Raw genomic sequence first — 25,330 nt, forward strand, 5'->3', positions numbered from 1 at the left:
ACTAATCGCTCCTATCGCAATGGACGAAGGTCTACGTTTCGCTATCCGTGAAGGTGGCCGTACTGTAGGTGCTGGTGTTGTTGCTAAGATCTTCGAATAATTCTTAACGAATTAAACGAAATCTTGCACTCTTCTTCTCATTGAAGAAGGCGCATCGAAAGGGAAGCTAAGGCTTCCCTTTTTTATATCGTTTTTGGGTTAGTGATGATAACCATTCCACTCATTATTTAATCATTATTTGCGGTATTGTCATTATTACCCCCATCCTGCTGTTTTTTTAAACATAACATCTCCTCACGCACGATTTCATTTTCTCGCTCCTTATTACGTATTTGAACGGTTTATAAGCTCACCAAAGTGCAGTGCTTAATCCACTGGGGCTACCAGTATTTGCTCTTTGCTCTACGTTTTTATGTTTTTGAAGCAACTACCCTTTAAATCAGGTATTAAGTACAAATGTCTGGTCTAATCTCTTTTATTTTCCCATTTTTTAAAGATATAGCTCGCAATCTTGCCTATGAAGATTGATTTCTATACATTAAGATTTATCCCCCTTACCCAAAAACCATAAAAAGAGAAACGACCCATGTCTGAAGACACTCGCCAAGAACTGACCCCAGAAGAAGAACGCCGCCAACAAGCATTGGATTACCACGCATACCCAACGCCAGGAAAGATTGCGGTTGAACTGACCAAGCCTGCAGAAACGGCGAACGATCTTGCATTAGCATATAGCCCAGGTGTTGCTGAGCCAGTGCGTGAAATCGCGCAAAATGCCGATAACGTTTACAAGTATACGGCGAAAGGTAATATGGTTGCGGTGATCTCTAACGGCACGGCGATTCTAGGATTGGGTAATCTTGGTCCACTGGCTTCTAAGCCTGTGATGGAAGGTAAAGCGCTGTTGTTTAAGCGTTTTGCGGGGTTGGATTCGATTGATATCGAAGTAAAACATCGTACTATTGATGAGTTTGTCGACACGGTAGCAAACATTGCCGATACCTTTGGTGGCATTAATTTAGAAGACATCAAAGCTCCCGATTGTTTTGAGATCGAAAAGCGCTTGATCGAGCGTTGTGACGTACCGGTATTCCATGACGATCAACATGGTACGGCGATTGTTACGGCTGCAGGTATGCTGAATGCAATCGAGTTGCAAGGTAAGAAGCTTGAAGAATCTACCATCGTTTGTCTTGGTGCTGGCGCAGCGGCAGTGGCCTGTATGGAGCTGTTGATTAAGTGTGGCGCAATGCGTGAGAAGATCTATATGTTGGATCGTAAAGGGGTGATTCATACACGTCGTGATGACCTAAATGAATACAAACAGTTATTTGCGAACAATACGGATAAGCGCACGCTGGAAGACGTGATTGAAGGGGCTGATCTATTCTTGGGTGTGTCAGGTCCAAACCTATTGCCAGCAGAAGCGCTGAAGCTAATGGGCGATAAACCGGTCGTATTTGCATGTTCAAACCCGGATCCAGAGATCAAGCCGGAACTCGCGCATGAAGTGCGTGATGACTTGATCATGGGTACTGGTCGTAGTGACTACCCGAACCAAGTAAACAACGTATTGTGCTTCCCATTCATCTTCCGTGGTGCGCTTGATGTACGTGCAAGCGAGATTAACGATGAAATGAAGTTAGCGGCAGTAGGTGCAATTCGTGAACTAGCAAAAGAGCCAGTACCAGAAGCAGTATTGAAAGCGGCAGGTGTGGACAAGCTTGAATTTGGTACGGACTACATCATTCCTAAACCGATGGATCCTCGTTTGTTGCCACGCGTAGCAAAAGCGGTTGCTCAAGCTGCCGTTGATTCAGGTGTTGCTCGTATTGAAATACCAGAAAATTACATGGCAGAGTAACGATCTCATAGAAGAAAGTCGTTGGAATAAAAAAGGGATGCGATTGCATCCCTTTTTTATTGTTTCTGAAACGAGCCCCGATGCCGCTTCTGAACGATGGCAAATTTGTAAGCAATTATTCTTCGTCAAATGCTTCGAATTCGATGCCCATTGCCGTCATTAGCGCTTTTGCTTCCGTTGGGATATCGTCTGGACGATCTTTTCGTAAGTCTTCATCCGTTGGTAGTGGTTGCCCTGTGTAAGCATGTAAGAAAGCCTCACAAAGCAGCTCACTGTTGGTTGCATGGCGTAAGTTATTGATCTGGCGGCGAGTTCGCTCATCAGTCAGCACTTTCAAAACTTTTAGCGGGATAGATACGGTAATCTTTTTTACTTGTTCGCTTTTTTTACCGTGCTCTGCATACGGGCTAATGTATTCGCCATTCCAGTCAGCCATTGCACACCTTCATTCATATAATAAGTTGAAAAATAAATATAGGTGCTGATTTTAGCTGCATTTACCGCCATAAGCAAAGACATATAGACGTCTGGAGGTGTTGACGTCCTAATTTTAGACAAGTAAAGTGAGGTTAACAGTCAGGGAAGAGTGTTAATCAATCGAATAAGATAGGTTAGATATAGCGCATTCCCACTCAGATGTCACCAGCCGTGAAAGGATACCCCCATGAGCACCTATAAGCCTGCGACCATTGCTGTACGCACTGGTATTGAGTCAGACAGTCAGTACCACGCTGTTGTTCCACCCATCTACCTTTCTACTAACTATGGCTTTCCCGCTTTTGGAGAAGTTCCTCAGTACGATTATACCCGTTCAGGAAATCCGAACCGAGGCTTACTAGAGAAAGCTCTATATGAATTAGAATCTGGTAAAGGTGCGGTGGTAACCAACTGTGGCACTTCTGCACTTAACCTTTGGGTTTCAGCTTTCTTAGGCCCTGATGACCTCATTGTTGCTCCACATGACTGCTACGGTGGTACCTATCGTTTGTTTAATACTCGTGCAAATAAAGGTGATTTCAAGGTTCAGTTTGTTGACCAGTCTGACGAGCAGGCACTGAATATTGCACTTGAGCAAAAGCCCAAATTGATCTTGTTAGAAACGCCATCTAACCCGTTGGTTCGCGTGGTGGATATCGCGGCTATATGTGAAAAAGCCCAAAAAGTGGGGGCTTTAGTAGCGGTCGACAATACCTTTTTGACTCCGGTGTACCAAAAGCCTTTAGAACTGGGCGCAGACTTTGTGATTCACTCAACGACAAAGTACATCAATGGGCATTCAGATGTCATTGGTGGTGTGGTGATCACTAAGAGTGAAGCGCATGCTGAAGAGTTGGCGTGGTGGGGGAACTGCATTGGCGCGACTGGAACACCATTCGATAGTTACATGACATTAAGAGGAATTCGTACGTTGGGTGCCCGAATGCGAGTTCATGAAGAAAGTTCACTCGCTGTGTTGGGCTATCTTCAAACGCACTCGTTGGTGGCGAAGATTTATCACCCTAGCCTGCCAGAACATCCGGGTCATGATATTGCGAAGCGACAGCAATCTGGCTTTGGTTCAATGCTGAGCTTTGAATTCGCCGGTTCGTTTGAACAGCTAAAAGTATTTGTGAAAGAGCTGGAATTGTTCTCTTTAGCTGAGTCTTTAGGGGGGGTAGAAAGTCTAATTTGTCATCCAGCTTCCATGACTCACCGTGCAATGGGGGAAACGGCATTAGCAGAAGCGGGCGTATCTCAACAGTTATTGCGCTTGTCTGTTGGTCTTGAAGATGCACAAGATTTGATTGCTGATCTTGAGCAAGCCTTCGCGAAAGCAGCGCAGTAATTAGGGGGAGAAAGTCATGAGGGTACAACGTCAGCTACACAAGTTTGGAGGCAGTAGTCTAGCCAACTCCGAGTGCTACTTACGTGTGGTTGGGATTCTTAAAGAGTATTCGGCAGAGAATGATTTAGTCGTGGTATCTGCGGCAGGTAAAACGACGAATCGGCTTATTGACTTTTTAGAAGGGTTAGATAAAGACGGCCGCATTGCTCATGAAGCCTTGCAAAGTTTGCGACAGTTCCAAACCGAGTTGGTGGAAGCTTTGCTGGAAGGCGAAGCGCAGGTGCAATTACTTGCTTCTCTGCAAGATGAATTCAGTACATTAGCAGAGTTGTCGGCTCCACTAACGGAAGCACAAAAAGCCGCAGTGCTAGGGCATGGTGAGGTGTGGTCCTCACGCTTACTTGCTGCCTTGTTATCACAGTACGATTTGCCAGCAGTCGCGCAGGATGCACGAGCATTTTTACGAGCTGATGCCGGGACTCAACCAGAAGTAGACTGTGCACGATCTTATCCACTAATTAAAACGGTACTTACGCAGAACAGTCACAAGCGAATCATTATTACAGGTTTTATGGCGCAAAATGAATCTGGCGAGACGGTATTACTTGGCCGGAATGGCTCAGACTACTCTGCAACGGTGATTGGCGCTCTGGCAGAAGCGAGTATGGTGACCATATGGAGTGATGTTCCAGGCGTATACAGTGCAGACCCTCGTTTGGTGTCGGATGCTTGTCTACTCCCTTTGCTGCGCTTGGATGAAGCGAGTGAACTCGCTCGCTTGGCGGCTCCGGTGTTACATAGTCGAACGCTTCAGCCTGTTGCGCAGAGCGCAATGGATTTGAATCTTAAATGCAGCTATGAACCAGAGTCGGGTTCGACACGTATTGAGCGTGTATTGGCTTCGGGGCGAGGGGCTAAAATCATTACATCGCTGGATGAAGTGCTGTTGGTTCAGTTAGCCTTTCTCCATGGTCATGACTTTGAACGTGCACAGAAAGAGGTTTTGCGGGCTCTAAAACGTGCTCAACTAGAACCTTTAGCGTATGAAGCTCAATCGGATCAACAAACGCTGCGCTTAGCGTACACAGCTGAAATTGCCAGTGGAGTACTGACGTACTTGCAAGAGCTAGCAGTAGAAGCTGAAATCAAGCTCAAGGAAGGCTATTCCCTATTGGCTGCGGTGGGCGCTGGGGTGACAAAAAATGCCAGTCACTGTTTCGGTTTCTATCAGCAATTAAAACACGCGCCGGTTGAATTTATCTCTGAAACTGAATCTGGCTTGAGCCTGGTGGCGGTATTACGTTGCGCAGGAGTGGCAGAGCTCGTGCAAGGTATCCATAGTCAGTTATTCCAAGCCCAAAAGCGCGTCGCGGTTGCGCTGTGTGGTAAGGGGAATATTGGCTCTAGTTGGTTACGACTTTTTTCAGCGCAAAAAGGAGAGCTAGAAAAGCGACATGGTATGAGCTTCGATTTGGTTGCAGTGGTTGATAGCCAAACGTTTTGGTTTGATGATCAAGGCATTGACGCGGCCGTGGTCGCACAGCGTTTTGAGGATGAGGGAATTTGCAACGATGGGAGTTGGCTAACGCGACTTGGGGAACTTCAACATTATGATGAAGCCGTGGTATTGGATGTCACGGCAAGCAAAGAGTTAGCTGAACGTTATGTTGAGATTGCTCAGCAAGGCATTCACCTGATCTCCGCAAATAAGATCGCAGGTTCGATTGACAGCCAGTACTACCACCAAGTACAAAATGCCTTTGCTAAAATTGGCCGCCATTGGTTGTACAACGCGACGGTTGGTGCAGGTCTACCAATTAACCATACCGTTCGAGATTTACGTGAAAGCGGTGATGACATTGTCGCGCTATCGGGCATTTTCTCCGGCACACTATCTTGGTTATTCCAGCAGTTTGATGGCTCAGTACCGTTCGTAGAGCTGGTAGATTTAGCGTGGCAACAAGGTTTGACCGAGCCTGACCCTCGTTCTGACCTCGATGGTTCTGACGTGGTGCGTAAGTTGGTTATCTTAGCCCGAGAATCTGGTTTGGACATTGAACCAGAGAGTGTGAAAGTGGAATCCCTTGTGCCAGAAGAATTGCGAGAATTGAGCCTAGACGCTTTCTTCGACCAAGGCGATAGCCTAAGCGAGATTCTGCAAGAGCGTTTAACCAAGGCGCAGAAAAACGACCAAGTGTTACGTTACGTCGCTCGCTTAGAGCGCAACGGCAAGGCAACGGTGGGTGTCGAAGCGTTATCACGTGAGCATGCACTGGCGAACTTGCTGCCGTGTGACAACATCTTCGCGATTGAAAGCAAATGGTACAAAGACAATCCATTAGTGATTCGAGGTCCTGGTGCGGGACGTGAAGTGACCGCCGGCGCGATTCAATCCGACCTTAATCGCCTAGCTAGTTTGTTTTAAATTATTCCAAGCCAATTTTTGCGAACGATAACAAAACCTCGGACTGCTTCCGGGGTTTTTTATTGTCTCGATAATGCCATACTGAATTGCAGAGTTAGGTTACGGAGTTGCCGCAAAGAAACTTGAACTATCCTCATTGTTAACTTGAGAAAAATTCATAATCACAAGGTTGACATTAAATCGTATTCAATACATTCTGTAGACATATGGACGTCCAAACGTCGGTTTTGGGATTTGATTTAGTGACGGAGTTGTCACAGGGAGAGTAAGATGGGATACACGCATGCAGGCCATATCGATGCCTTAAACCAAAATATTGCTGAACTATCAGACAATATCAACGTCTCATTTGAGTTTTTTCCACCAAGCAGTGAAAAGATGGAAGAGACACTTTGGAGCTCTGTGCATCGCCTTAAAACTCTTCAACCAAAATTCGTTTCTGTAACGTACGGCGCAAACTCAGGTGAACGTGACAGAACCCACTCCATTATTAAAGAGATTAAAGCGACGACGGGTCTTGTGGCTGCGCCTCATTTAACCTGTATTGATGCAACTCGTGATGAGCTGATCGACATTGCGGATGATTACTGGAACAACGGTATCAAAAACATCGTAGCTCTACGTGGTGATATTCCACTGGGTGGTGGTGCTCCAGATATGTATGCATCGGATTTGGTAGAGCTGCTTAAAGCGCGTCATGATTTTGATATCTCGGTGGCGGCGTTTCCAGAAGTACACCCAGAAGCGAAAAGCGCGCAATCTGATCTGCTTAACCTAAAACGTAAAGTCGATGCAGGTGCAAACCGTGCGATTACTCAGTTCTTCTTTGATGTGGAGTCTTACCTACGCTTTCGTGACCGTTGTGTAGCCGCTGGAATCGATGTAGAAATCGTTCCGGGTATCTTACCAGTCTCGAACTTCAAACAAGCATCTCGCTTTGCGGCGCAGAACAATGTGAAAGTGCCAGGCTGGATGAGCAAGCAATTTGAAGGCTTGGATGATGATCCTGTGACGCGTCAGCTAGTCGGTGCGAGCCAAGCGATTGATATTGTGCGTGTGCTCAGCCGTGAAGGGGTGAAAGACTTTCACTTCTACACACTAAACCGTGCCGAGATGACTTACGCGCTATGCCATACCTTAGGTGTGCGTCCGCAAGCGGTAGTTGAGGCGTAATTCACTTCCTTCTGATGCATAAAAGGCTTGCCTATCGGCAAGCCTTTTTATTCTAACTTAAGTGTTAAAATTAACTGATCACTTCAAGCTCAGTTAGCACTTCTTCAGCCCAGTTAATCCACGCTTCACGTAGCATTAGGTTACGGCGAAGAGTCAAACGCTCTAAACGCGCTTGCTTGTCTAGTGTTGATGGTGTTGCGTAGTATGCTGCTTCGATTTCTTTGTAGTGAGAAACCAGCTTACGAGATTCTTCTACTAGCTCAGAAAGCTGAACACGGAAAGGTGCTGCCGATTGAACGGAACACGCCATCAATTTCGCAGAAAACTCATCACGAACCGTTGGGTGGGCAGTTGGTTGATCAAACCATTCGCCCAATGCACTACGACCAGCGTCAGTGATTGAGTATACCTTGCGGTCAGGCTTGCCTTCTTGAGGTTCAAGTACGCAGGTAACGAGTGCTTTCTCAGCCATTTTATTCAGTTCACGGTAAACTTGCTGATGGCTTGCTTTCCAGAAATAGCCGATGCTCGCTGAGAATTCTTTAGTGATATCGTAACCAGTCGCGTCGCGAGTGCTAAGAACGGTTAAGATTACGTGTGGTAATGACATGTCTTCAATCCAAATGGTCAATAAACTTGTAAACAAACTACTTATACTTTCAGCTGCGCTCTTGCTGGCGCTTGAGATTTTTATTTAATAAGTAGCACCAACAAAGTTGGTTCTGTCACCTTAAAGCCGTTTATCACCTAGAGTGATGGATGCTTCCATCGAGCTGGAGCCTATATGATTGGACTTTTTAGGGCTCTCAGCAGGCGAGTAGTATATAAATAATAAGCATGAAGTGGAATACTAGGGCGAGATTCGCTCAAAAAACTAATAAAATGCTCAATAGTGTTTGGTTGTGGTTTTTTATGTTGATAGATGCGGACTTTTTGTTTTATTTTTGGATTAATTGTCTGGATAATTGTTATCCATATAGTAAAGTTATTGTTGAATAGGAGTAAAAGCTGAGCTCTCGCTCAGCTTTGTTATCCCTTTGGCAATAGTGATTAGCCTGTGTTACGCATACCTGCGGCAATACCTGCAATCGTCACCATCAACGCTTCCTCTAAGTCAGCAGAGGGCTCTTCGGTTTGACGAGTACGGTAAAGCAGCTCAGCTTGAAGCATGTTCAATGGCTCTACGTAGATGTTGCGCAGGCGAATTGATTCAAGGCCCCAAGGATCGCGTTGCATCAAGTTCTCGTTGTTTTCTACGTTCAGTACCGCTTTAATATCTTGCTGTAATTGTGCACGCAGACGATCGCCAAGAGGCAATAGAGACGCATCCGCTAAGCGTTGATCATAGTAACGCGAAATGTCGATATTACACTTCGAGTACACCATCTCTAGCATGCCAAGGCGAGTCGAGAAGAACGGCCATTCGCGACACATCTCTTCTAGTAGTGCTTGGTGACCTTTATCAACCGAGTATTGAATCGCCTCACCGGCCCCCAACCATGCAGGTAGTACCAAGCGGTTTTGGCTCCAAGAGAAGATCCAAGGAATCGCGCGGAGACTTTCAACACCGCCATTTGGATTGCGCTTCGCAGGGCGAGAACCTAGAGGCAGTTTACCCAGTTCGAGTTCAGGCGTTGCTTGGCGGAAGTAAGGGACGAAGTCTGGCTCGCCACGAACTACACTGCGGTAGGCTTCACAGCTCATTTCAGACAGCACTTCCATTAAGTCACGCCATTCTTGTTTTGGCTCTGGTGGCGGCAGTAAGTTTGCTTCTAATATTGCGCTTGCGTATAAGTTGAAGCTGTTTACGGCAACGTCTGGTAGACCAAGCTTAAAGCGGATCATCTCGCCTTGCTCTGTTACACGCAGACCGCCTTTCAAGCTCTTCGGTGGCTGAGATAGCAGGGCAGCATGTGCAGGTGCACCACCACGGCCGATTGTGCCGCCGCGACCGTGGAACAGAGTCAGCTTAACGCCTTCCTCATCGGCGACTTTAACCAACGACTCCATTGCATGGTACTGTGCCCAGCCCGCCGACATAACACCAGCGTCTTTCGCAGAGTCAGAGTAGCCGATCATGACCATTTGGTGGTTTTGGATAAAGCCACGGTATAGATCGATACCCATCAGTTGCTTGATAACGGATTCTGCGTTGTTCAAGTCGTCTAGCGTTTCGAACAACGGACACACGTCCATGCGGTAAGGGCAGCCCGCTTCTTGTAGTAGTAGGTGCACAGCGAGTACGTCAGAGGCCGTTCGTGCCATGGAGATAACGTAAGCCCCAAATGCTTCGCGAGGTTGCGCGGCAATAATCTTACAGGTGTCCAAAACCTCTTTAACGGGTTCAGATGGTTCCCAGTCACGAGGTAGAAGAGGACGTTTAGACGCAAGTTCATTGGTTAGGAAAGCAATCTTGTCTTGCTCGCTCCACTGTTCGTAGTCACCAATGCCTAGGTAACGCGTCAGTTCAGACAGAGCATCCGCATGACGGGTACTTTCTTGGCGGATATCAAGGCGAACCAAGTGGATACCAAATGCTTTAACACGACGCAACGTATCTAGCAGTGAGCCGTTGGCAATAACGCCCATGCCACATTCGTTGAGTGATTGGTAACACGCGTAAAGCGGCTCCCAAAGCTGCTCTACTTTTTGTAGCGGCGCTTTGACGGCCAGTTTCTGACCGTGAACTTTCGCGTCAAGAATGTCTTTGGTTTCGTTCAGCAGTGAACGTAGCTGTTTTAGGATCGCACGGTATGGTTCGTGTTGATCTTCACCCGCAAGTTCACGAACTTTGTCGTTGCACACTGTCATTGACAGTTCGCTGATCAGCTCGTTGATGTCGTTAAGGTACAGGTCTGCCGCTTTCCAGCGAGATAGAAGCAGTACTTCACGAGTTACGTTGTGGGTCACAAATGGGTTACCGTCACGGTCACCACCCATCCAAGATGAGAAGTGTACAGGGCGAGCATCAATCGGTAGACCTTCGCCAAGGTATGATTTTAGACGGTCGTTCATTTCACGTAAGAAGTCAGGTACTGCCTCCCATAGTGAGTTTTCTACAACCGCAAAGCCCCATTTTGCTTCATCAAGCGGGGTTGGGCGCTGTTGACGAATAACGTCAGAATGCCAGCTTTGCACGATAAGTTGCTCAAGACGGCGTTCAGTTTTCTTACGCTCTTTGAAAGAGAGATCGCTCAGCTCTAGCTTAGATAGACACTCGTTGATCTTAACCAGTTTATTGATCATGGTGCGACGAGTGATTTCGGTAGGGTGCGCAGTTAGAACTAATTCAATGTTCAGCTCGCGAACCGCTTGTGCCGTGTCTAGCTTGCTTACATCATTTTGCACAAGCTTTGAGAACAGCGAGTTAATTGCGTCAGGTTCGCAGATATGCTCTTCACAATGGCGTGAAATGGTGTGGTATTGCTCAGCAATATTGGTCAGGTTTAGAAATTGGTTGAACGCACGGGTCACGGGCGTCAATTGCTCATCTGGCAGGCTTTTAATTTCTTCTATTAAGCTTTCTCTGTCAGCGCTATTTCCAGCTTGAGCCGATTTGGATAATTTACGAATAGTTTCCACTTTCTCGAAGATTTCTTCGCCATGGGCATCGCGGATCGTGTTGCCCAGTAAGTGGCCTAACATGCGCACATTGCTTTTGAGTGCGGCGTATTTCTCGTTCATTGTCATCCTGCCTCGTAAAAAAACTACATCCATTGTCCTTGTTAAGACTCCAATCTAGCGAAAACCACCAGTTCTAGTCAAATAAAGCCGAGTAAGTTTGCAATTATTCCACAGCTCTCCTGATTTAGAGCAAAATTAGGTCCGCTTATACCGCTCTAAGTGAAAATTAATTACAAAACCGCTCACCAAAAGAAGGATATAGCGTGCTAGAAGAAGAGACTCGAAGATAACAAATAGCAGCTCAATCGAACTGCATTGTCAGGAAAGTACAGAATGCGACTAACAACAATATTTCACCATCGCACGTGACAGCACATCGATGGTTGGGTCGATAAAGTCGAAAGACAGGAATTCATCCGGCTGGTGGGCTTGGTCAATCGAACCAGGGCCAAGAACCAAGGTTGGACACAACTGCTGCAGGAATGGCGCTTCAGTACAGTAGTTAACGGTTTCTGAACTAGTTTGGCAGATCTCTTCAACGCCGCCGATAAATGGGTGGTCATGTTGGCATTCGTAACCCGGAATGGGTTCGTGCAGTGGAATAATTTCCAATCGCCCTGGCCATTTCAGTTCGAGTTCTTTTAATGCGCCACGCAGCATGTTCTCTAAACCATCAAGGCTAATACCAGGAAGAGGACGCACGTCGTAATGCAGCTCACAGCAGCCACAAATACGGTTAGCGCTGTCGCCACCATGAATATGACCAAGGTTTAGGGTTGGACTTGGAATGGCAAAGCCAGGATGGTGATACTCTTTCACTAATTTATCGCGCAGTTGCATCATGGCAAACATGACGTCATGCATGATCTCAATTGCGTTAACGCCTAAAGCAGGGTTTGAAGAGTGACCGGATTTACCTGTTACGCGAATGGCATTTGCCACATGCCCTTTATGACCTCGAATTGGTACAAGACTGGTGGGTTCACCAATGATGCAGTAATCCGGCTTAAAAGGCGCATTCTCAGTAAAATGACGCGCACCCAGCATGGTGGTTTCTTCATCACAGGTTGCTAATACATAAAGTGGCTTGGTCTGCTTACTCCAATCGACTTTCTTCACCGCTTCATAAATAAACGCAAAGAAGCCTTTCATATCAGCAGTGCCCAAACCGTAAAAGCGGTTATCTTTCTCGGTCAGTTTATGTGGGTCAAAACTCCAACGGCCTTCATCAAATGGCACGGTATCGCTGTGACCTGCGAGGAGTAGACCGCCTTCGCCTTCACCCATACGTGCGATCATATTGTGTTTGTCTGGTTCCACCTCGATCACTTCAACACTAAAGCCAAGATCTTTAAACCAAGAAGCTAGCTTCTCGATCACTTTGGCATTGCCTTGGTCCCAACTTGAATCGGTTGAGCTGATCGAAGAGGTGCTGATCAGTCCTTCATAGACTTCTAGAAAACTTGGTAATTGCATGGATCTTTCAATTCTCCTATTGACAGACAGAGTGTAAAAATGTAAAACACATACTAAGTCATATTTAATGAATAAAAAATCAAAAAATAGCAAAAATTAAATATGAATAGTCATTTTGACCTTAAGCGTATGGATGCCATGTAATGCTAAAAACCACGATTATCGGAGCCAGCGGCTACACCGGCGCAGAGTTGGCTTTAATGGTCAACAAACACCCTGAACTCACGCTATCAGGTTTATACGTTTCCGCCAATAGCGTAGATGCAGGAAAGAATATTGCTCAATTGCACGGCAAGTTAGCGGGTGTGATTGATATGCCAGTTTCACCACTGACCGACCCTGAGCAAGTTGCTCAAGTGTCAGATGTCGTCTTTCTGGCGACAGCGCATGAAGTGAGCCACGACTTAGCCCCAATTTTCTTAGATGCGGGTTGTCAGGTATTCGATTTATCGGGGGCATTCCGTGTGAAAAGCGAAGGCTTCTACAACACCTTTTATGGCTTCGAACATCAATATAACAACTGGCTAGATAAAGCAGCATACGGCTTAGCAGAGTGGAACCAAGAATTAATCAAAACCACTTCCTTGATTGCAGTGGCGGGGTGCTACCCAACCGCTTCACAGCTCGCAATCAAACCTCTGTTAGAAAGTGCATTACTAGATACCAACCAATGGCCAGTGATTAATGCTACCAGTGGTGTGTCTGGCGCAGGACGTAAAGCCTCCATGGTCAATAGCTTCTGCGAAGTGAGTTTGCAGCCATATGGTGTCTTTAACCATCGCCACCAACCAGAGATTACTCAACACTTAGGTTGCGATGTGATTTTTACTCCACATCTAGGCAACTTTAAGCGCGGCATTCTTGCCACCATCACAATGAAGTTGGCGCAAGGTGTGGCGGAAAAACAAGTGGCACAAGCGTTTGAACAAGCCTATCAAGGTAAGCCAGCAGTTCGTCTAAAAGGCGATGGTATTCCACGTATTCAGGATGTCGAAAATACCCCTTTCTGCGATATCGGCTGGAGGGTAAAAGGCGAGCACATCATTGTGATATCGGCGATCGACAACCTACTTAAAGGTGCATCGAGTCAAGCGATGCAATGTCTCAATATTCATTACGGTTACCCAGAACTGACAGCGTTGCTGTAGTCGTTGAAAGAGGGAAATGCGATGACGCAAACCAATCAAGCTCCTTTAGTCATTAAGCTCGGTGGTGCAGCTCTATCTTGCACTCAAACCTTAAGCCAACTGTTTGCTGCTATTGCGGCATACCAAAAATCGGCGCAGCGACAAATCGCCATCGTTCATGGAGGTGGCTACCTAGTTGATGAGTTGATGGCAAAGCTTCAGCTTGAGACCGTAAAGAAAAATGGTCTTCGTGTGACGCCTTATGAGCAAATTCCTGTGATTGCAGGTGCGCTTGCGGGTACAGCGAATAAGTTACTGCAAGGTCAAGCGATTGCTGATGGGCTGAATGCGGTAGGACTTAGTCTTGCAGATGGCGGAATGTGTCATGTCGAAGAGCTTAATCCAGAGTTAGGCGCAGTAGGCAAAGCATCACCGGGTGATTCAACGTTATTACAAGCGGTTCTAAACACAGGTGCGCTACCGATCATTAGCTCAATTGGCCTGACAGATAAAGGCCAAATGATGAATGTGAATGCAGACCAAGCTGCTGTTGCTGTAGCGGGTGCATTAGATGCGGAGTTAGTACTTTTGTCTGATGTGAGTGGTGTATTGGATGGTAAAGGTCATTTGATTAAAACGCTATCCGAGCAAGAAACCGATGCCTTGATCCAAGGGCAAGTGATCACCGACGGCATGATCGTCAAAGTTAAAGCCGCCTTGGAGGCCGCCAATGATCTTGGTCGTCCTATCGAAGTCGCGACATGGCGTTACCCAGAGAAACTTACCCAGTTATTCGCGGGTGAAAGTATAGGAACGCAGTTTCTGCCGCAATAAAGCAGAAGCAAAACAGTTAAAAAATTCAACATTAGGAAGTGGTTGGCACTGACCGCCGAGCGCAGCGCCAGGTAAGTTTGGAGAACAAAAATGAGCAAAGTGAACGTTAAAAAAGTGGTAGTCGCATACTCAGGCGGTCTAGATACTTCAGTCATTATCCCGTGGCTAAAAGAGAACTACGATTGTGAAGTGGTGGCTTTCGTTGCCGATGTTGGTCAAGGCGCAGAAGAGCTAGAAGGCATTGAAGCGAAAGCAAAAGCCTCGGGTGCTTCGGAGTGTTACATCGCTGACCTGAAAGAAGAGATGGTCGCAGACTACATTTACCCGACACTAAAAACGGGGGCTTACTACGAAGGTAAATATCTGCTAGGTACGTCAATGGCGCGTCCAATCATTGCTAAAGCACAGGTAGAAGTGGCGCGTAAAGTGGGCGCTGACGCGCTGTGTCACGGTTGTACTGGCAAAGGTAATGACCAAGTGCGTTTTGAAGGCGCATTTGCAGCACTAGCACCGGATCTACATGTGATTGCTCCATGGCGTGAGTGGGATCTTGTTAGCCGTGAAGAGTGTTTGGATTACCTCGCAGAGCGTAATATTCCTTGCTCAGCGTCTCTGACTAAGATCTACTCGCGAGATGCCAACGCGTGGCACATCTCAACAGAGGGTGGTGTTCTCGAAGATACATGGAATGCACCGAACGAAGATTGCTGGGTTTGGACAGTCGATCCAGAGCAAGCACCAAACGAAGCAGAATACGTGACGTTAAAGGTAGCGAAAGGTGAAGTTGTTGAAGTTGATGGTGAAGCAATGACGCCCTACAACACTCTGGTTTACTTAAACGAGAAAGGGGCGAAGCATGGCGTTGGCCGAATTGATATCGTCGAGAACCGCCTTGTGGGGATGAAGTCTCGTGGTTGTTACGAAACGCCAGGGGGCACCATCATGATGGAAGCTCTGCGTGCGGTTGAGCAGCTCGTGCTCGATAAATCATCATTCGAATTCCGTGAAGAGTTAGGCCTAAAGGCATCGCATCTCGTGTATGACGGTCGTTGGTTCACACCACTGTGTAAGTCGATCCTTGCCGCGACAGAAGAACTTGCGAAGGATGTTAATGGTGAAGTGGTTGTGAAGCTGTACAAAGGCCAAGCTACGGTCACTCAAAAACGCTCTGACAATAGTTTGTACTGTGAGCAGTTTGCGACCTTTGGTGAGGATGAAGTTTATGATCAAAGCCATGCAGAAGGCTTCATCCGTCTGTATTCGCTATCCAGCCGTATCCGCGCATTGAACAGCCAGAAAAAATAAGCCAATTTAACACCTTATAAAATAAAAGACCTGCCTACTATCGGCAGGTCTTTTTTATTTTGCTGATATGGCCAACATAAAAATAAAATAATCGTGAATAAATATGTAATAATACTGAATTTATACTTTATTTTTTGTTGGGTTTATCGTACCGTTGAAACATAAGAAAAAGTGAGCAAATGATCATCAGTTTGGTCAACACTTCATGAATAGCAGGTTAGCATAAGTAATAGTCATCAGGAGAGACGCAATGGCATTATGGGGCGGAAGATTTACCCAAGCGGCAGACACCAGATTTAAAGACTTCAACGATTCGTTGCGTTTCGACTACCGATTAGCTGAGCAAGACATTGTCGGTTCTATTGCGTGGTCTAAAGCGTTACTTTCTGTCGATGTGCTGTCCGCACAAGAGCAGCAAAAGCTTGAACTCGCACTGAATGAGCTCAAACTAGAAGTCATGGAAGACCCACATCAAATCTTGCATTCGGATGCGGAAGATATCCATTCATGGGTTGAGCAGCAGTTGATAGGCAAAGTGGGTGACTTAGGTAAAAAGCTACATACCGGTCGTTCGCGTAATGACCAAGTGGCAACGGACCTCAAGCTTTGGTGCCGTCAGCAAGGTCAGCAACTGCTCATTGCCCTCGACCGTTTACAAACTAAAATGGTTGGCGTAGCAAAGCAGCATCAAGATACAGTCCTACCTGGTTATACACACCTGCAGCGCGCACAACCTGTGACCTTTGCTCACTGGTGTTTGGCTTATGTCGAAATGTTTGAGCGTGATTACTCACGCTTAAGCGATGCCCTGAAGCGTTTGGACACCTGCCCACTTGGTTCAGGCGCGCTTGCTGGTACCGCTTACCCAATCGACCGTGAAGAGTTGGCTCACAATCTTGGCTTCCACCGTGCAACACGTAACTCGCTAGACTCGGTATCTGATCGTGATCATGTGATGGAGCTAATGTCGGTGGCGTCTATCTCTATGCTGCACCTGTCGCGTTTGGCAGAAGACATGATCTTCTACAATTCGGGTGAGTCTAACTTCATCGAACTGGCAGATACCGTGACATCGGGATCTTCTCTGATGCCGCAGAAGAAAAACCCAGATGCACTAGAGCTTATCCGCGGTAAAACCGGGCGTGTATATGGCGCACTCGCAGGCATGATGATGACCGTAAAAGCGCTGCCACTGGCTTATAACAAAGACATGCAGGAAGACAAAGAAGGTCTGTTCGATGCGCTTGATACGTGGAACGACTGCATGGAAATGGCAGCGCTATGCTTTGATGGTATTAAAGTCAACGGTGAGCGTACGCTAGAAGCGGCGAAGCAAGGCTATGCAAACTCAACTGAGCTGGCTGATTACTTAGTGGCGAAAGGCATCCCATTCCGTGAAGCGCACCATATTGTCGGTGTTGCGGTTGTTGGTGCAATTGCTAAAGGTTGTGCATTGGAAGAGTTATCATTGCGAGAGCTCAAAACCTTCTCCGAGGTGATTGAAGTGGATGTGTACGATATATTAACCATCGAATCTTGCTTAGAAAAACGTTGCGCGCTTGGTGGTGTGTCACCACAGCAAGTTGCTTGTGCGGTGGAACAAGCCGATAAGCGCCTAACACAACGTGATACCTCGGCGGTGAAAGTTCGTCCTGCACGTTTGACCGATATCGAGACATTGGAAGGCATGGTGGCTTATTGGGCGAATATGGGTGAGAACTTACCGCGTTCACGTAATGAACTGGTGCGTGATATTGGTTCTTTTGCCGTTGCGGAGCATCATGGTGAAGTAACGGGTTGTGCATCTTTGTACGTTTATGATTCTGGTTTGGCTGAAATTAGAACGCTAGGTATTGAAGCCGGTTGGCAAGGGCAGGGGCAGGGGAGTGCGATTGTGCACAACCTGATTGAGAAAGCGCGTCAAATGGCGATCAAGAAAGTCTTTGTTCTGACTCGCACGCCTGAGTTCTTTATGAAACAAAGCTTCTTACCAACGTCAAAGTCACTGTTGCCGGAGAAAGTATTGAAAGATTGTGACCAATGTCCACGTCAACATGCGTGTGATGAAGTCGCTTTAGAGATCAATCTTATAGAGCAGGTAATTCAGAAAAGTAACGTCGCTTAAGCGAAGATTTTCAAATCGGATAAAATAATAAGCGAAAAAATTGGAACCTTTGAGAAGAAGGTTGGTCTATTAAAGTACCACTGCTTTTTCTTAGAAGAATCTAAGAGGGCCCCAAAACTAATATTGGTTTTGGGGCTTTTTTCTATCTGTCATCTGAGTGAGGATCATCTTTACTTGGCCTTACCTATATGAAACAGCCTCGTCAATGACGAGGCTGTTGCTCAGGACGTTAACAACGTAGACTGCGCTTATTAGACAAAGGATTAATCTAGGTAAGATTCTAGCTCTTCGCTACCACCGATGTGTTTACCACCGATGAAGACTTGAGGCACCGTCGTACGTCCAGAGATTGCACGCAGGCTCACGGTTGTTGCGTCTTTACCTAGAATGACTTCTTCATATTGAAGACCGTGATCAATCAGGTTCTGCTTTGCCTTCATACAGAAAGGGCAGCCTGGCTTAGTGAATACGGTGATGGATTCTTGAGTCTTGTACTCAGGTGCCACGTAGTTCATCATTGTGTCTGCATCTGAAACTTTGAACGGGTCACCAGGCTCGTTCGGTTCGATGAACATTTTCTCGACCACGCCGTTTTTTACTAGCATGCTGTAACGCCACGAACGCTTACCAAAGCCTAGGTCATTCTTATCAACGAGCATACCCATGCCATCTGTGAATTCACCGTTGCCATCTGGAATGAAAGTGATGTTCTCAGCTTCTTGATCTGCTTTCCACGCGTTCATTACGAACGTGTCGTTGACCGATACGCAGAGAATCTCATCCACGCCATGCTCTTTAAATACAGAGAATAATTCGTTGTATCGAGGTAGGTGGCTTGATGAGCATGTTGGAGTAAATGCACCTGGCAAGCTGAATACGATAACCGTTCTATTTTTAAATAGTTCATCCGTGGTTACGTTCACCCATGCGTCACCTTTACGAGTAGGGAAAGTAACTGATGGTACAGCTTGACCTTCTTTTGATGCAAACATGATGATTTCCTTTTTATATGAATAATTTGTTGAGAGCTTAGCGGTTTTTCCGCGTCGTCATGCTTCAATGTACTCATTATTGAAAAAAAACTTTGATAGCTCCAATCGTTTAATGCTATGGTTTTGATAGATTATTTCTATCAAGCAATAAAAGCGAATCGTATGTCATGAATATCCGAGATTTTGAGTATCTGGTTGCGCTTGCAGAGCACAAGCATTTTCGAAAGGCAGCGGAAGCCTGTTTTGTGAGTCAACCGACGTTAAGTGGGCAAATTCGTAAGTTAGAAGATGAGCTAGGCACGACCCTTTTAGAGAGAAGTAGCCGACGTGTATTGTTTACTGACTCTGGTTTGCAGCTGGTGGAGCAGGCGAAACGCATCTTAAGTGAAGTGAAAACCTTTAAAGATATGGCGAGTGGTCAAAGTGGATCGATGACTGGCCCTATGCATATTGGCTTTATACCTACGGTTGGCCCTTACATATTGCCAAAGATCGTCCCTCAACTAAAAGAAGAGTTTCCAGAGCTTGAATTGTTCTTGCATGAGGCGCAGACCCATCAACTGGTCCGTCAGTTAGAAGAAGGAAAATTGGATTGTCTTGTTTTAGCATCAGTAACCGAGACTGCACCATTTAAAGAGATTGAGGTTTACAGTGAACCCATGAGTGTCGCCGTCCCTTGTGGCCATGAATGGGCAGAACTCGATCATATTGATATGCTTGAACTCAGTGGTAAAACGGTATTGGCACTTGGTGATGGTCATTGTTTGCGAGATCAGGCTTTAGGCTTCTGCTTTGCAGCCGGCGCCAAAGATGATGAACGTTTTAAAGCCACGAGTTTGGAGACATTGCGTAATATGGTGGCAGCAGGAGCGGGCATTACGCTATTGCCGCAGCTTTCGGTTCCGAAGGAGAAGGAAAAAGATGGGGTTTGCTATGTACCTGCTGTGAACCCTGTGCCATCGAGAAGTATCGTATTAGTTTACCGTCCTGGTTCACCACTGCGTGCGCGTTTTGAGACCTTAGCAGCGAAGGTTAAAGACATTCTTGGCTCGCAAACCGCGTCTATAGCGGCATGAACAGTCAAAAAGTAGATAAGAATAGGGAAGCCTCTGGTTTCCCTATTCTTTGTTAAGCGATTAGAACAACTCTTCTGTCTCACCACTGCCTGTGGAGTAGATACTATCTTCGAGGTGATTGCCGGCGTACTCTGTAGGCTCAGTCCCTTTTTCAAAGTACTCAAACATCGATGTACCATCCACTTTGTGAGTTAACAGCCCGCTGTCACGGTCGATACGTACGCGAACAATATCATCAGGGATGTTCTTACTTTGTTGTGGTGTGCCCTCTAGTGCTGCGTGCATAAAGTCAATCCATGCAGGCTCTGCGGTTTTTGCGCCAGACTCTGCTCCAGAGATCTGGTCTTGACCTAGATTGCTGTTGATGGTTGTACGGCCAAGTGTGCGCGAGTGGTCATCGAAACCTACCCATGAAATCGCCACGATGCCTGGCCCGTAACCATTGTACCAAGTATCTTTAGAATCGTTGGTGGTACCGGTTTTGCCTCCAATGTCACGGCGATCAAGTTCTTGTGCTCGCCAGCCTGTACCATTCCAACCTGTGCCATCTTGCCAACTGCCACCACCCCAGATGTTGCTGTACATCATTTCACGCATTAAGAAAGCATTTTGCTCTGAAATAACCTGTGGTGCGTAATTAGGCTCATTGCTTTCCAATGTATGATTTGTGTCGGCGTTGTCTAACGCGACATCTTGTTCACCAAACTCTGTGATGAACTTATCTTCTGCTTGCACACTCATTTGAGGGCAATTTTTCTGACAAATTGTTTTTGGATTGGCTTTAAATAGCACCTCACCGAACGGGTTCTCAACATGATCAATGTAATACGGCTCCACGTAATAACCGCCATTGGCAAACACAGAATAGCCTTGTGCGACTTTCATTGGTGTTAAGCTGCCTGCACCGAGGGCGATAGTCTCTGAACGAGGAACCTCATTGATGTCAAAACCAAAACGGGCTAGGTACTGGCGCGTCTCGTCTAAGCCAACTTCACGTAACGTACGAACAGCCATCACGTTTTTTGATTGTGCCAGGCCTATGCGTAGACGCGTTGGGCCAATGTATGTTGGTGGTGAATTCTTTGGACGCCACGCCGAACCTGAGCCCTCATCCCATTTATTAATGGGGGCATCGTTGACGAGTGAAGCGAGTGTTAGACCTTGGTTTAATGCTGCAGAGTAGATGAACGGTTTGATACTCGAACCGACCTGACGCACAGACATGGTTGCACGGTTAAACTTACTGTGTATGAAGTTGAAACCACCAACCAGAGAAAGCACCGCACCGTTCTCTGGATTCATTGCCACAAAAGCCGTATTCGCATTTGGTACTTGGCTCAATTTCCAATGGGTTGTGATGGTGCCTTCTTTATCGGTGGTGTTGATTGCACGCACCCATACTTGCTGACCTGCGGTTAGGATCTCTTTTGCAGATGTTGGCGCAGGCCCTTGACGCTCATCGGTCAAAAACTTGCGTGCCCAGTTCATGCCAGTCCAAGCGATAGTCTGCTCATTGTTGTTCTTCACCCAAACTTGTGCCGATTTATCCTCCACTTTGGTGACAACCGCAGGGTATAGCTCTCCGTAAGTTGGTTGCGTTTTCAGGTGCGTTTCAATTTGCTCTGTATTCCACGCTTCTTCTCTGGCTTTCCATAAGGTTTTCTCTGCACCTCGGTAACCGTGACGCTCATCATAAGCCAATAGGTTATTGATAGCGGCTGTATTTGCAGCATCTTGAAGTTTTGAGTTCACTGTCATGTAGATGTTTAAGCCCGAAGTGTAGGCTTTTTCCTCACCATACTCATTGACTGCCCATGAACGTGCAAGCTCAGCGACATATGGGGCGGAAAGTTCAATTTCAGCGCTGTGGTAGCGTGCTACGATAGGCTCAGAACGAGCTTGGTCATATTGCTCTTGAGTGATGTATTTCTCATCTAGCATGCGCATCAATACCACATTACGACGATTGGTTGCACGCTCTAATGAGTAGATCGGGTTCATGGTCGAAGGCGCTTTTGGCATGCCGGCTAACGTTGCAATTTCACTCAATGTCAATTCATTTAGGCTCTTACCGAAATAAACCTGAGCAGCTGCACCAAAGCCATATGAACGATAGCCAAGGAAGATTTTATTCACATACAACTCCATGATCTCTTGCTTAGATAGAAGCTGTTCGATGTGGATTGCAATAAAAATCTCTTTAATTTTTCGCATGATCTTCTTTTCATTCGATAAGAAGAAATTACGAGCTAATTGCTGAGTAATAGTACTCGCACCTTGTTTTGCTGAACCAGAAAGCGCCACAACCACTGCAGCCCGTGTAATACCGATCGGGTCGATACCTGGATGCTCATAAAATCGGCTATCCTCGGTCGCGATCAGTGCGTGAATTAAATCTTGTGGAATTTCGTCGTAAGTAACAGGAATACGACGTTTCTCGCCAAACTGTGCGATCAGTTTTCCATCTTGACTAAACACCTGCATAGGTGTTTGTAATTCAACATTTTTTAGAGTTGCAACGTCTGGCAATTCAGGCTTTACATACTGGTAGAAGCCGAAAATTGTGGTGACTCCAAGAATTATGCAAATCAATGTTAAAAATAGTAAACGCTTTATGAACTTCACCGGAGAATCCCTGATTGGTTGAGGCTGTATAACGGCAAACCCTTGTACTCTTAGGTTAAAAATTTAGCACATAGAGATATTAACTCTTATTTAGATGCTAATCACAACCTTTGCACGAAGAAAATTCTCTCGATGCTAAGAACAACTTTGCACGATTGAATATCGGATCGAGAGTAGAGATGGATAAGCTATTAGTTACTGGCATAGATATCGGTCATAACAGCCTCAAAGCCGTGGTACTTAAACCCAATGGCAACAGTTACGCCTTATTGGGCTACAAAGAAATATTACTTAAGGAAGGTATTGTCGCTGAAAATAACATCATAAATCATCAAGAATTTGTAAAGACCCTAAAAGAGATGAAAAAAATGTTTCCTTTTGGCGCTCGACAAGTGGCTATTTCTGTTCCTGACAATGCAGTGATCAGTAAAACGTTGCCAATTGAACACCACTTGGATGAAAGTGAAAAAGAATTTGCCATCGTCCGGGCTTTTTCACATCAATCGCCATTTCCTGTGGAAGAACTGAGTCTTGATTTTGCTTTAGTTGAAGTCGCAGAACAGGAACGAGGCATAGATAGTTATCGACTCTTTGCAACGCGTAAAGAAGTGGTAGAAGCGCGAGTTGGTGCCGTTCAAAAGTCAGGGTTGAGAACGGTGCTGGTGGATGTGCACTCGCAAAGTCTTGGGCACATTTGGCAGTTGGCCGCAGGACGCTTTCCTAGCAGGAGTGCGTATTGTTTACTTCACCTTGGAGAAATGAGCAGTTCATTCACCATGTTTACTGAGCAAGGCGAGCTCTTTCATAAAGAGTTTGTCTGCGGGACCCGCAACGTCAGTGGAGTGAGACACGATGCCCTCTCTGAAAATAATGAACAAGGGATGGCTGAGTCGTTTAACTGTCACATGATCGAACATGTGAAGCGTCAAATGCAGTTATACAGCTCGATGAATGGTTCACAAAACATCCAAGGTATCTGGCTGTCTGGCGAAGGGGCGACCATGCCAATGCTCGCTGAAGCTCTGTCTAAACAACTGGCGATAGAGTGTGAGTTGCTCAACCCTCTTGGTTTATTTGATATGAAAGTGCCTAAGCGCAAGCGTTACACCGCGGACTGGCCGCGTTTCACTGCGGCTGCGGGGCTTGCTGTGCGTGGGATTCAGTGGTTAGGAGGTAAGAATGTTGTATCACATTAACCTTCTTCCTTGGCGCGAACGCCAGCGTGAGGCACTCCGTCGTCGCTTTGTCGGGCTAGTGATTTTAAGTGCATTAGTGGCAGGTGGCATTCAATGGAGCATTGGCCAGTACTACCAGTATCAGCAAGATCAGCAGCAGCAGCGCATCGATTATTTAGCACATTATATTTCACTACTAGATCAACGAATGAAAGCGATGAAGATCGCCGAGCAAGAACACGACAAGATCTTAGGACGCTTGAAGGTTGTTGAAGAACTTCAACGCGGGCGAAACAAAACGACGGAGTTCATGAATTTGATGCCTTCCGTGATCCCGAATGGTGTGTACGTCGATAAGATCAAGATGAACGATTATGAGATAGAGATTTCAGGCATTTCCGATAGCACGCCGCGCTTGGCAACTATGCTGGATAAGATGGAGAGGTCGGCCAAGTTACTCGATGTAGAAATGCATTCGATTGTTCACGGTAAAGTGCGCTTTGGTAAAGAATTTCAGGCCTTCAAAGCCTCCTTCTTGTTTAAAGAGCCTCTTCAACAGACAGGAGGTCAACATGGCTAATTGGTCAGATCTAGAATTTGATGAAATTGCAGAGTGGCCATTACATCCTCAGTTGGCTGTCATCTTATTAATGGTGTTGTTCATTCAGGGCTTTGGCTATTGGTTTTATCTTATTCCCGAAGAGCAACGCCTTAATAGCCAGATCCAAGAAGAGCAAGCCTTAAAAGTGGCACTCAGAATCAAAGCAAATAAAGTTGCAACGTTGCCTCAGCTTCAATCGCAGTTGGATGAGCTCACCACGCGCTACAAAATGCTATTGCAACAACTGCCAGTGCAGAAAGAACTGGCAACCATGCTGGCCTCTGTTAATGAGCTCGGTATTGATAACAAGCTGACGTTTACCAGTATTGAGTGGGGGGAGAAACAGTCCGAGCACTTTCTATACCGTTTGCCACTCAATATTGAGCTGACAGGTGATTTTCATGATATTGGCCGTTTCTCCCAAGCTATTGCGACGCTGCCTCGTATCATTACATTTACCGATGTGACGTGGCAGCGAGTCAGTCAAGAGAGCGAAGCTCTGCATTTTCGCGTAAAGGCGAACACTTACCAGTTCAAACCTGAGGAAGCGAAAGTTGAGAAATAAAACTTTGCTGATGATAGGTATTGCTATTGCCAGCGTATTAGTTGGGTGCCAAGCCAATGATGAATCATTGAGCGATTTCATTCGTGGTGTAGAAGAGAAAGCGCGTCGTGATGCGGAAAAACTGAGGCCAGCGGAGAAATATCGGGTGGTCGCTTATGATCCCATGGTGATGCGAGCCCCATTTGAGCTACCGAAAGAAGCCATTATTGCGACTCAACCCGAGGTTAGGAAAGATTGCTGGCAGCCTCCGGCGAGAAAGCGTACCGGAAAACTGGAACGCTTTCCTCTTAGTCAGTTGCGTTTAAAAGGTGTGATGGGTGTAGATAACAATGTTTCAGGGCTTGTGCAAGCACCAAACGGCACCGTTTACCCCATTAAGCCGGGGCAATATCTTGGGCGCAACAATGGCAAGGTTACCCATGTATCCCAGCGTTATTTAACGATTAATGAAACCCTGCCCGATGGCTTAGGGTGCTGGCAAAAACGCAAAGTTAAGCTGGCTTTGAGATAGATATAGC

The 25,330-nt window shown here is 46.3% G+C and carries 19 protein-coding genes and 1 pseudogene; 14 read left to right on the forward strand and 6 right to left on the reverse strand.

Features of this window, described 5'->3' with window-relative positions:
- Together AK966_RS17790 and AK966_RS17795 are read left to right on the forward strand one after the other, a co-directional pair.
- Positions 1–100, forward strand: a pseudogene (locus AK966_RS17790) (elongation factor Tu); the annotation flags it as partial.
- Between the two features lie 486 nt (positions 101–586).
- On the forward strand, positions 587–1,864 hold the full coding sequence (locus AK966_RS17795; protein WP_099080799.1) for a malic enzyme-like NAD(P)-binding protein: 1,278 nt from the start codon (positions 587–589) through the stop codon (positions 1,862–1,864).
- 115 nt (positions 1,865–1,979) lie between these two features.
- Here the strand turns inward: AK966_RS17795 and metJ are convergent, their stop codons facing one another.
- On the reverse strand, positions 1,980–2,300 hold the full coding sequence (metJ, locus tag AK966_RS17800; protein ID WP_005432736.1) for a met regulon transcriptional regulator MetJ: 321 nt from the start codon (positions 2,298–2,300) through the stop codon (positions 1,980–1,982).
- Between the two features lie 228 nt (positions 2,301–2,528).
- Here metJ and AK966_RS17805 point away from each other — a divergent pair, with 228 nt between their 5' ends.
- The 3 genes from AK966_RS17805 (at position 2,529) to metF (ending at position 7,287) form a co-directional block, all read left to right on the forward strand.
- Positions 2,529–3,689, forward strand: a complete 1,161-nt coding sequence (locus AK966_RS17805) for an O-succinylhomoserine (thiol)-lyase (protein ID WP_099080800.1) — start codon at positions 2,529–2,531, stop codon at positions 3,687–3,689.
- A 16-nt stretch (positions 3,690–3,705) separates the two neighbouring features.
- Positions 3,706–6,114: a bifunctional aspartate kinase/homoserine dehydrogenase II gene (locus AK966_RS17810; RefSeq protein WP_099080801.1), complete on the forward strand. Its 2,409-nt coding sequence runs from the start codon at positions 3,706–3,708 to the stop codon at positions 6,112–6,114.
- Between the two features lie 270 nt (positions 6,115–6,384).
- The gene (gene metF / locus AK966_RS17815) at positions 6,385–7,287 is read left to right on the forward strand and encodes a methylenetetrahydrofolate reductase (protein WP_099080802.1); all 903 of its coding nucleotides are present in this window, start codon (positions 6,385–6,387) and stop codon (positions 7,285–7,287) included.
- A 70-nt stretch (positions 7,288–7,357) separates the two neighbouring features.
- Here metF and AK966_RS17820 read toward each other — a convergent pair whose 3' ends face one another.
- The 3 genes from AK966_RS17820 to argE form a co-directional block, all read right to left on the reverse strand.
- Complete coding sequence (locus AK966_RS17820; protein ID WP_099080803.1) at positions 7,358–7,897, reverse strand: PadR family transcriptional regulator; 540 nt, start codon at positions 7,895–7,897, stop codon at positions 7,358–7,360.
- Positions 7,898–8,337: 440 nt separating this feature from the next.
- Positions 8,338–10,971, reverse strand: coding sequence for a phosphoenolpyruvate carboxylase (gene ppc / locus AK966_RS17825; RefSeq protein ID WP_099080804.1), 2,634 nt, complete (start codon positions 10,969–10,971; stop codon positions 8,338–8,340).
- A gap of 279 nt (positions 10,972–11,250) precedes the next feature.
- Positions 11,251–12,387: an acetylornithine deacetylase gene (gene argE / locus AK966_RS17830; protein ID WP_099080805.1), complete on the reverse strand. Its 1,137-nt coding sequence runs from the start codon at positions 12,385–12,387 to the stop codon at positions 11,251–11,253.
- A 143-nt stretch (positions 12,388–12,530) separates the two neighbouring features.
- Here argE and argC point away from each other — a divergent pair, with 143 nt between their 5' ends.
- From argC to argH, 4 genes are all read left to right on the forward strand, one after another.
- On the forward strand, positions 12,531–13,535 hold the full coding sequence (argC, locus tag AK966_RS17835; RefSeq protein ID WP_099080806.1) for an N-acetyl-gamma-glutamyl-phosphate reductase: 1,005 nt from the start codon (positions 12,531–12,533) through the stop codon (positions 13,533–13,535).
- 21 nt (positions 13,536–13,556) lie between these two features.
- Complete coding sequence (gene argB / locus AK966_RS17840; RefSeq protein WP_119464637.1) at positions 13,557–14,348, forward strand: acetylglutamate kinase; 792 nt, start codon at positions 13,557–13,559, stop codon at positions 14,346–14,348.
- Between the two features lie 90 nt (positions 14,349–14,438).
- On the forward strand, positions 14,439–15,653 hold the full coding sequence (locus AK966_RS17845; RefSeq protein WP_099080808.1) for an argininosuccinate synthase: 1,215 nt from the start codon (positions 14,439–14,441) through the stop codon (positions 15,651–15,653).
- Positions 15,654–15,903: 250 nt separating this feature from the next.
- Positions 15,904–17,778 (forward strand): argininosuccinate lyase, encoded by a 1,875-nt coding sequence (gene argH, locus AK966_RS17850; RefSeq protein ID WP_119464638.1) that lies wholly within the window; start codon positions 15,904–15,906, stop codon positions 17,776–17,778.
- A 263-nt stretch (positions 17,779–18,041) separates the two neighbouring features.
- On the opposite strand, the gene AK966_RS17855 is transcribed toward argH, so the two are convergent.
- Positions 18,042–18,770 (reverse strand): redoxin family protein, encoded by a 729-nt coding sequence (locus tag AK966_RS17855; protein ID WP_119464639.1) that lies wholly within the window; start codon positions 18,768–18,770, stop codon positions 18,042–18,044.
- A gap of 167 nt (positions 18,771–18,937) precedes the next feature.
- On the opposite strand from AK966_RS17855, the gene oxyR reads away from it, so the two are divergent.
- On the forward strand, positions 18,938–19,846 hold the full coding sequence (oxyR, locus tag AK966_RS17860) for a DNA-binding transcriptional regulator OxyR (RefSeq protein WP_119464640.1): 909 nt from the start codon (positions 18,938–18,940) through the stop codon (positions 19,844–19,846).
- A gap of 60 nt (positions 19,847–19,906) precedes the next feature.
- Here oxyR and AK966_RS17865 read toward each other — a convergent pair whose 3' ends face one another.
- Positions 19,907–22,471 (reverse strand): penicillin-binding protein 1A, encoded by a 2,565-nt coding sequence (locus AK966_RS17865; RefSeq protein ID WP_119464641.1) that lies wholly within the window; start codon positions 22,469–22,471, stop codon positions 19,907–19,909.
- Between the two features lie 179 nt (positions 22,472–22,650).
- Here AK966_RS17865 and pilM point away from each other — a divergent pair, with 179 nt between their 5' ends.
- From pilM to AK966_RS17885, 4 genes are read left to right on the forward strand one after another with little or no spacing between them, the layout of a single operon-like run.
- A complete protein-coding gene (gene pilM / locus AK966_RS17870; protein ID WP_119464642.1) occupies positions 22,651–23,667 on the forward strand; it encodes a type IV pilus biogenesis protein PilM in 1,017 nt (338 codons plus the stop codon).
- Entirely contained in the window at positions 23,651–24,226 is a 576-nt protein-coding gene (locus tag AK966_RS17875) for a PilN domain-containing protein (RefSeq protein WP_119464643.1), read from the forward strand. Before pilM ends, AK966_RS17875 begins: the two co-directional genes overlap by 17 nt.
- A complete protein-coding gene (locus AK966_RS17880; protein WP_119464644.1) occupies positions 24,219–24,812 on the forward strand; it encodes a type 4a pilus biogenesis protein PilO in 594 nt (197 codons plus the stop codon). The genes AK966_RS17875 and AK966_RS17880 overlap by 8 nt, the downstream gene beginning before the upstream one ends.
- Positions 24,802–25,323, forward strand: coding sequence for a pilus assembly protein PilP (locus AK966_RS17885; RefSeq protein ID WP_099080816.1), 522 nt, complete (start codon positions 24,802–24,804; stop codon positions 25,321–25,323). Before AK966_RS17880 ends, AK966_RS17885 begins: the two co-directional genes overlap by 11 nt.
- Positions 25,324–25,330: the final 7 nt, after the last annotated feature.

It is taken from the genome of Vibrio sp. PID23_8 (assembly GCF_003584965.1).
Taxonomy (GTDB): domain Bacteria; phylum Pseudomonadota; class Gammaproteobacteria; order Enterobacterales; family Vibrionaceae; genus Vibrio.

What these genes read in the sequence shown, in the direction of transcription:
- pilM (WP_119464642.1), top strand. Translation starts at nt 22,651, where the DNA reads ATGGATAAGCTATTAGTTACTGGCATAGATATCGGTCATAACAGCCTC.
- AK966_RS17880 (WP_119464644.1), top strand. Translation starts at nt 24,219, where the DNA reads ATGGCTAATTGGTCAGATCTAGAATTTGATGAAATTGCAGAGTGGCCA.
- metJ (WP_005432736.1), bottom strand. Translation starts at nt 2,300, where the DNA reads ATGGCTGACTGGAATGGCGAATACATTAGCCCGTATGCAGAGCACGGT.
- argE (WP_099080805.1), bottom strand. Translation starts at nt 12,387, where the DNA reads ATGCAATTACCAAGTTTTCTAGAAGTCTATGAAGGACTGATCAGCACC.
- argC (WP_099080806.1), top strand. Translation starts at nt 12,531, where the DNA reads ATGCTAAAAACCACGATTATCGGAGCCAGCGGCTACACCGGCGCAGAG.
- AK966_RS17845 (WP_099080808.1), top strand. Translation starts at nt 14,439, where the DNA reads ATGAGCAAAGTGAACGTTAAAAAAGTGGTAGTCGCATACTCAGGCGGT.
- AK966_RS17875 (WP_119464643.1), top strand. Translation starts at nt 23,651, where the DNA reads ATGTTGTATCACATTAACCTTCTTCCTTGGCGCGAACGCCAGCGTGAG.
- AK966_RS17795 (WP_099080799.1), top strand. Translation starts at nt 587, where the DNA reads ATGTCTGAAGACACTCGCCAAGAACTGACCCCAGAAGAAGAACGCCGC.
- metF (WP_099080802.1), top strand. Translation starts at nt 6,385, where the DNA reads ATGGGATACACGCATGCAGGCCATATCGATGCCTTAAACCAAAATATT.
- argB (WP_119464637.1), top strand. Translation starts at nt 13,557, where the DNA reads ATGACGCAAACCAATCAAGCTCCTTTAGTCATTAAGCTCGGTGGTGCA.
- AK966_RS17855 (WP_119464639.1), bottom strand. Translation starts at nt 18,770, where the DNA reads ATGTTTGCATCAAAAGAAGGTCAAGCTGTACCATCAGTTACTTTCCCT.
- argH (WP_119464638.1), top strand. Translation starts at nt 15,904, where the DNA reads ATGGCATTATGGGGCGGAAGATTTACCCAAGCGGCAGACACCAGATTT.
- oxyR (WP_119464640.1), top strand. Translation starts at nt 18,938, where the DNA reads ATGAATATCCGAGATTTTGAGTATCTGGTTGCGCTTGCAGAGCACAAG.
- AK966_RS17810 (WP_099080801.1), top strand. Translation starts at nt 3,706, where the DNA reads ATGAGGGTACAACGTCAGCTACACAAGTTTGGAGGCAGTAGTCTAGCC.
- AK966_RS17820 (WP_099080803.1), bottom strand. Translation starts at nt 7,897, where the DNA reads ATGTCATTACCACACGTAATCTTAACCGTTCTTAGCACTCGCGACGCG.
- ppc (WP_099080804.1), bottom strand. Translation starts at nt 10,971, where the DNA reads ATGAACGAGAAATACGCCGCACTCAAAAGCAATGTGCGCATGTTAGGC.
- AK966_RS17805 (WP_099080800.1), top strand. Translation starts at nt 2,529, where the DNA reads ATGAGCACCTATAAGCCTGCGACCATTGCTGTACGCACTGGTATTGAG.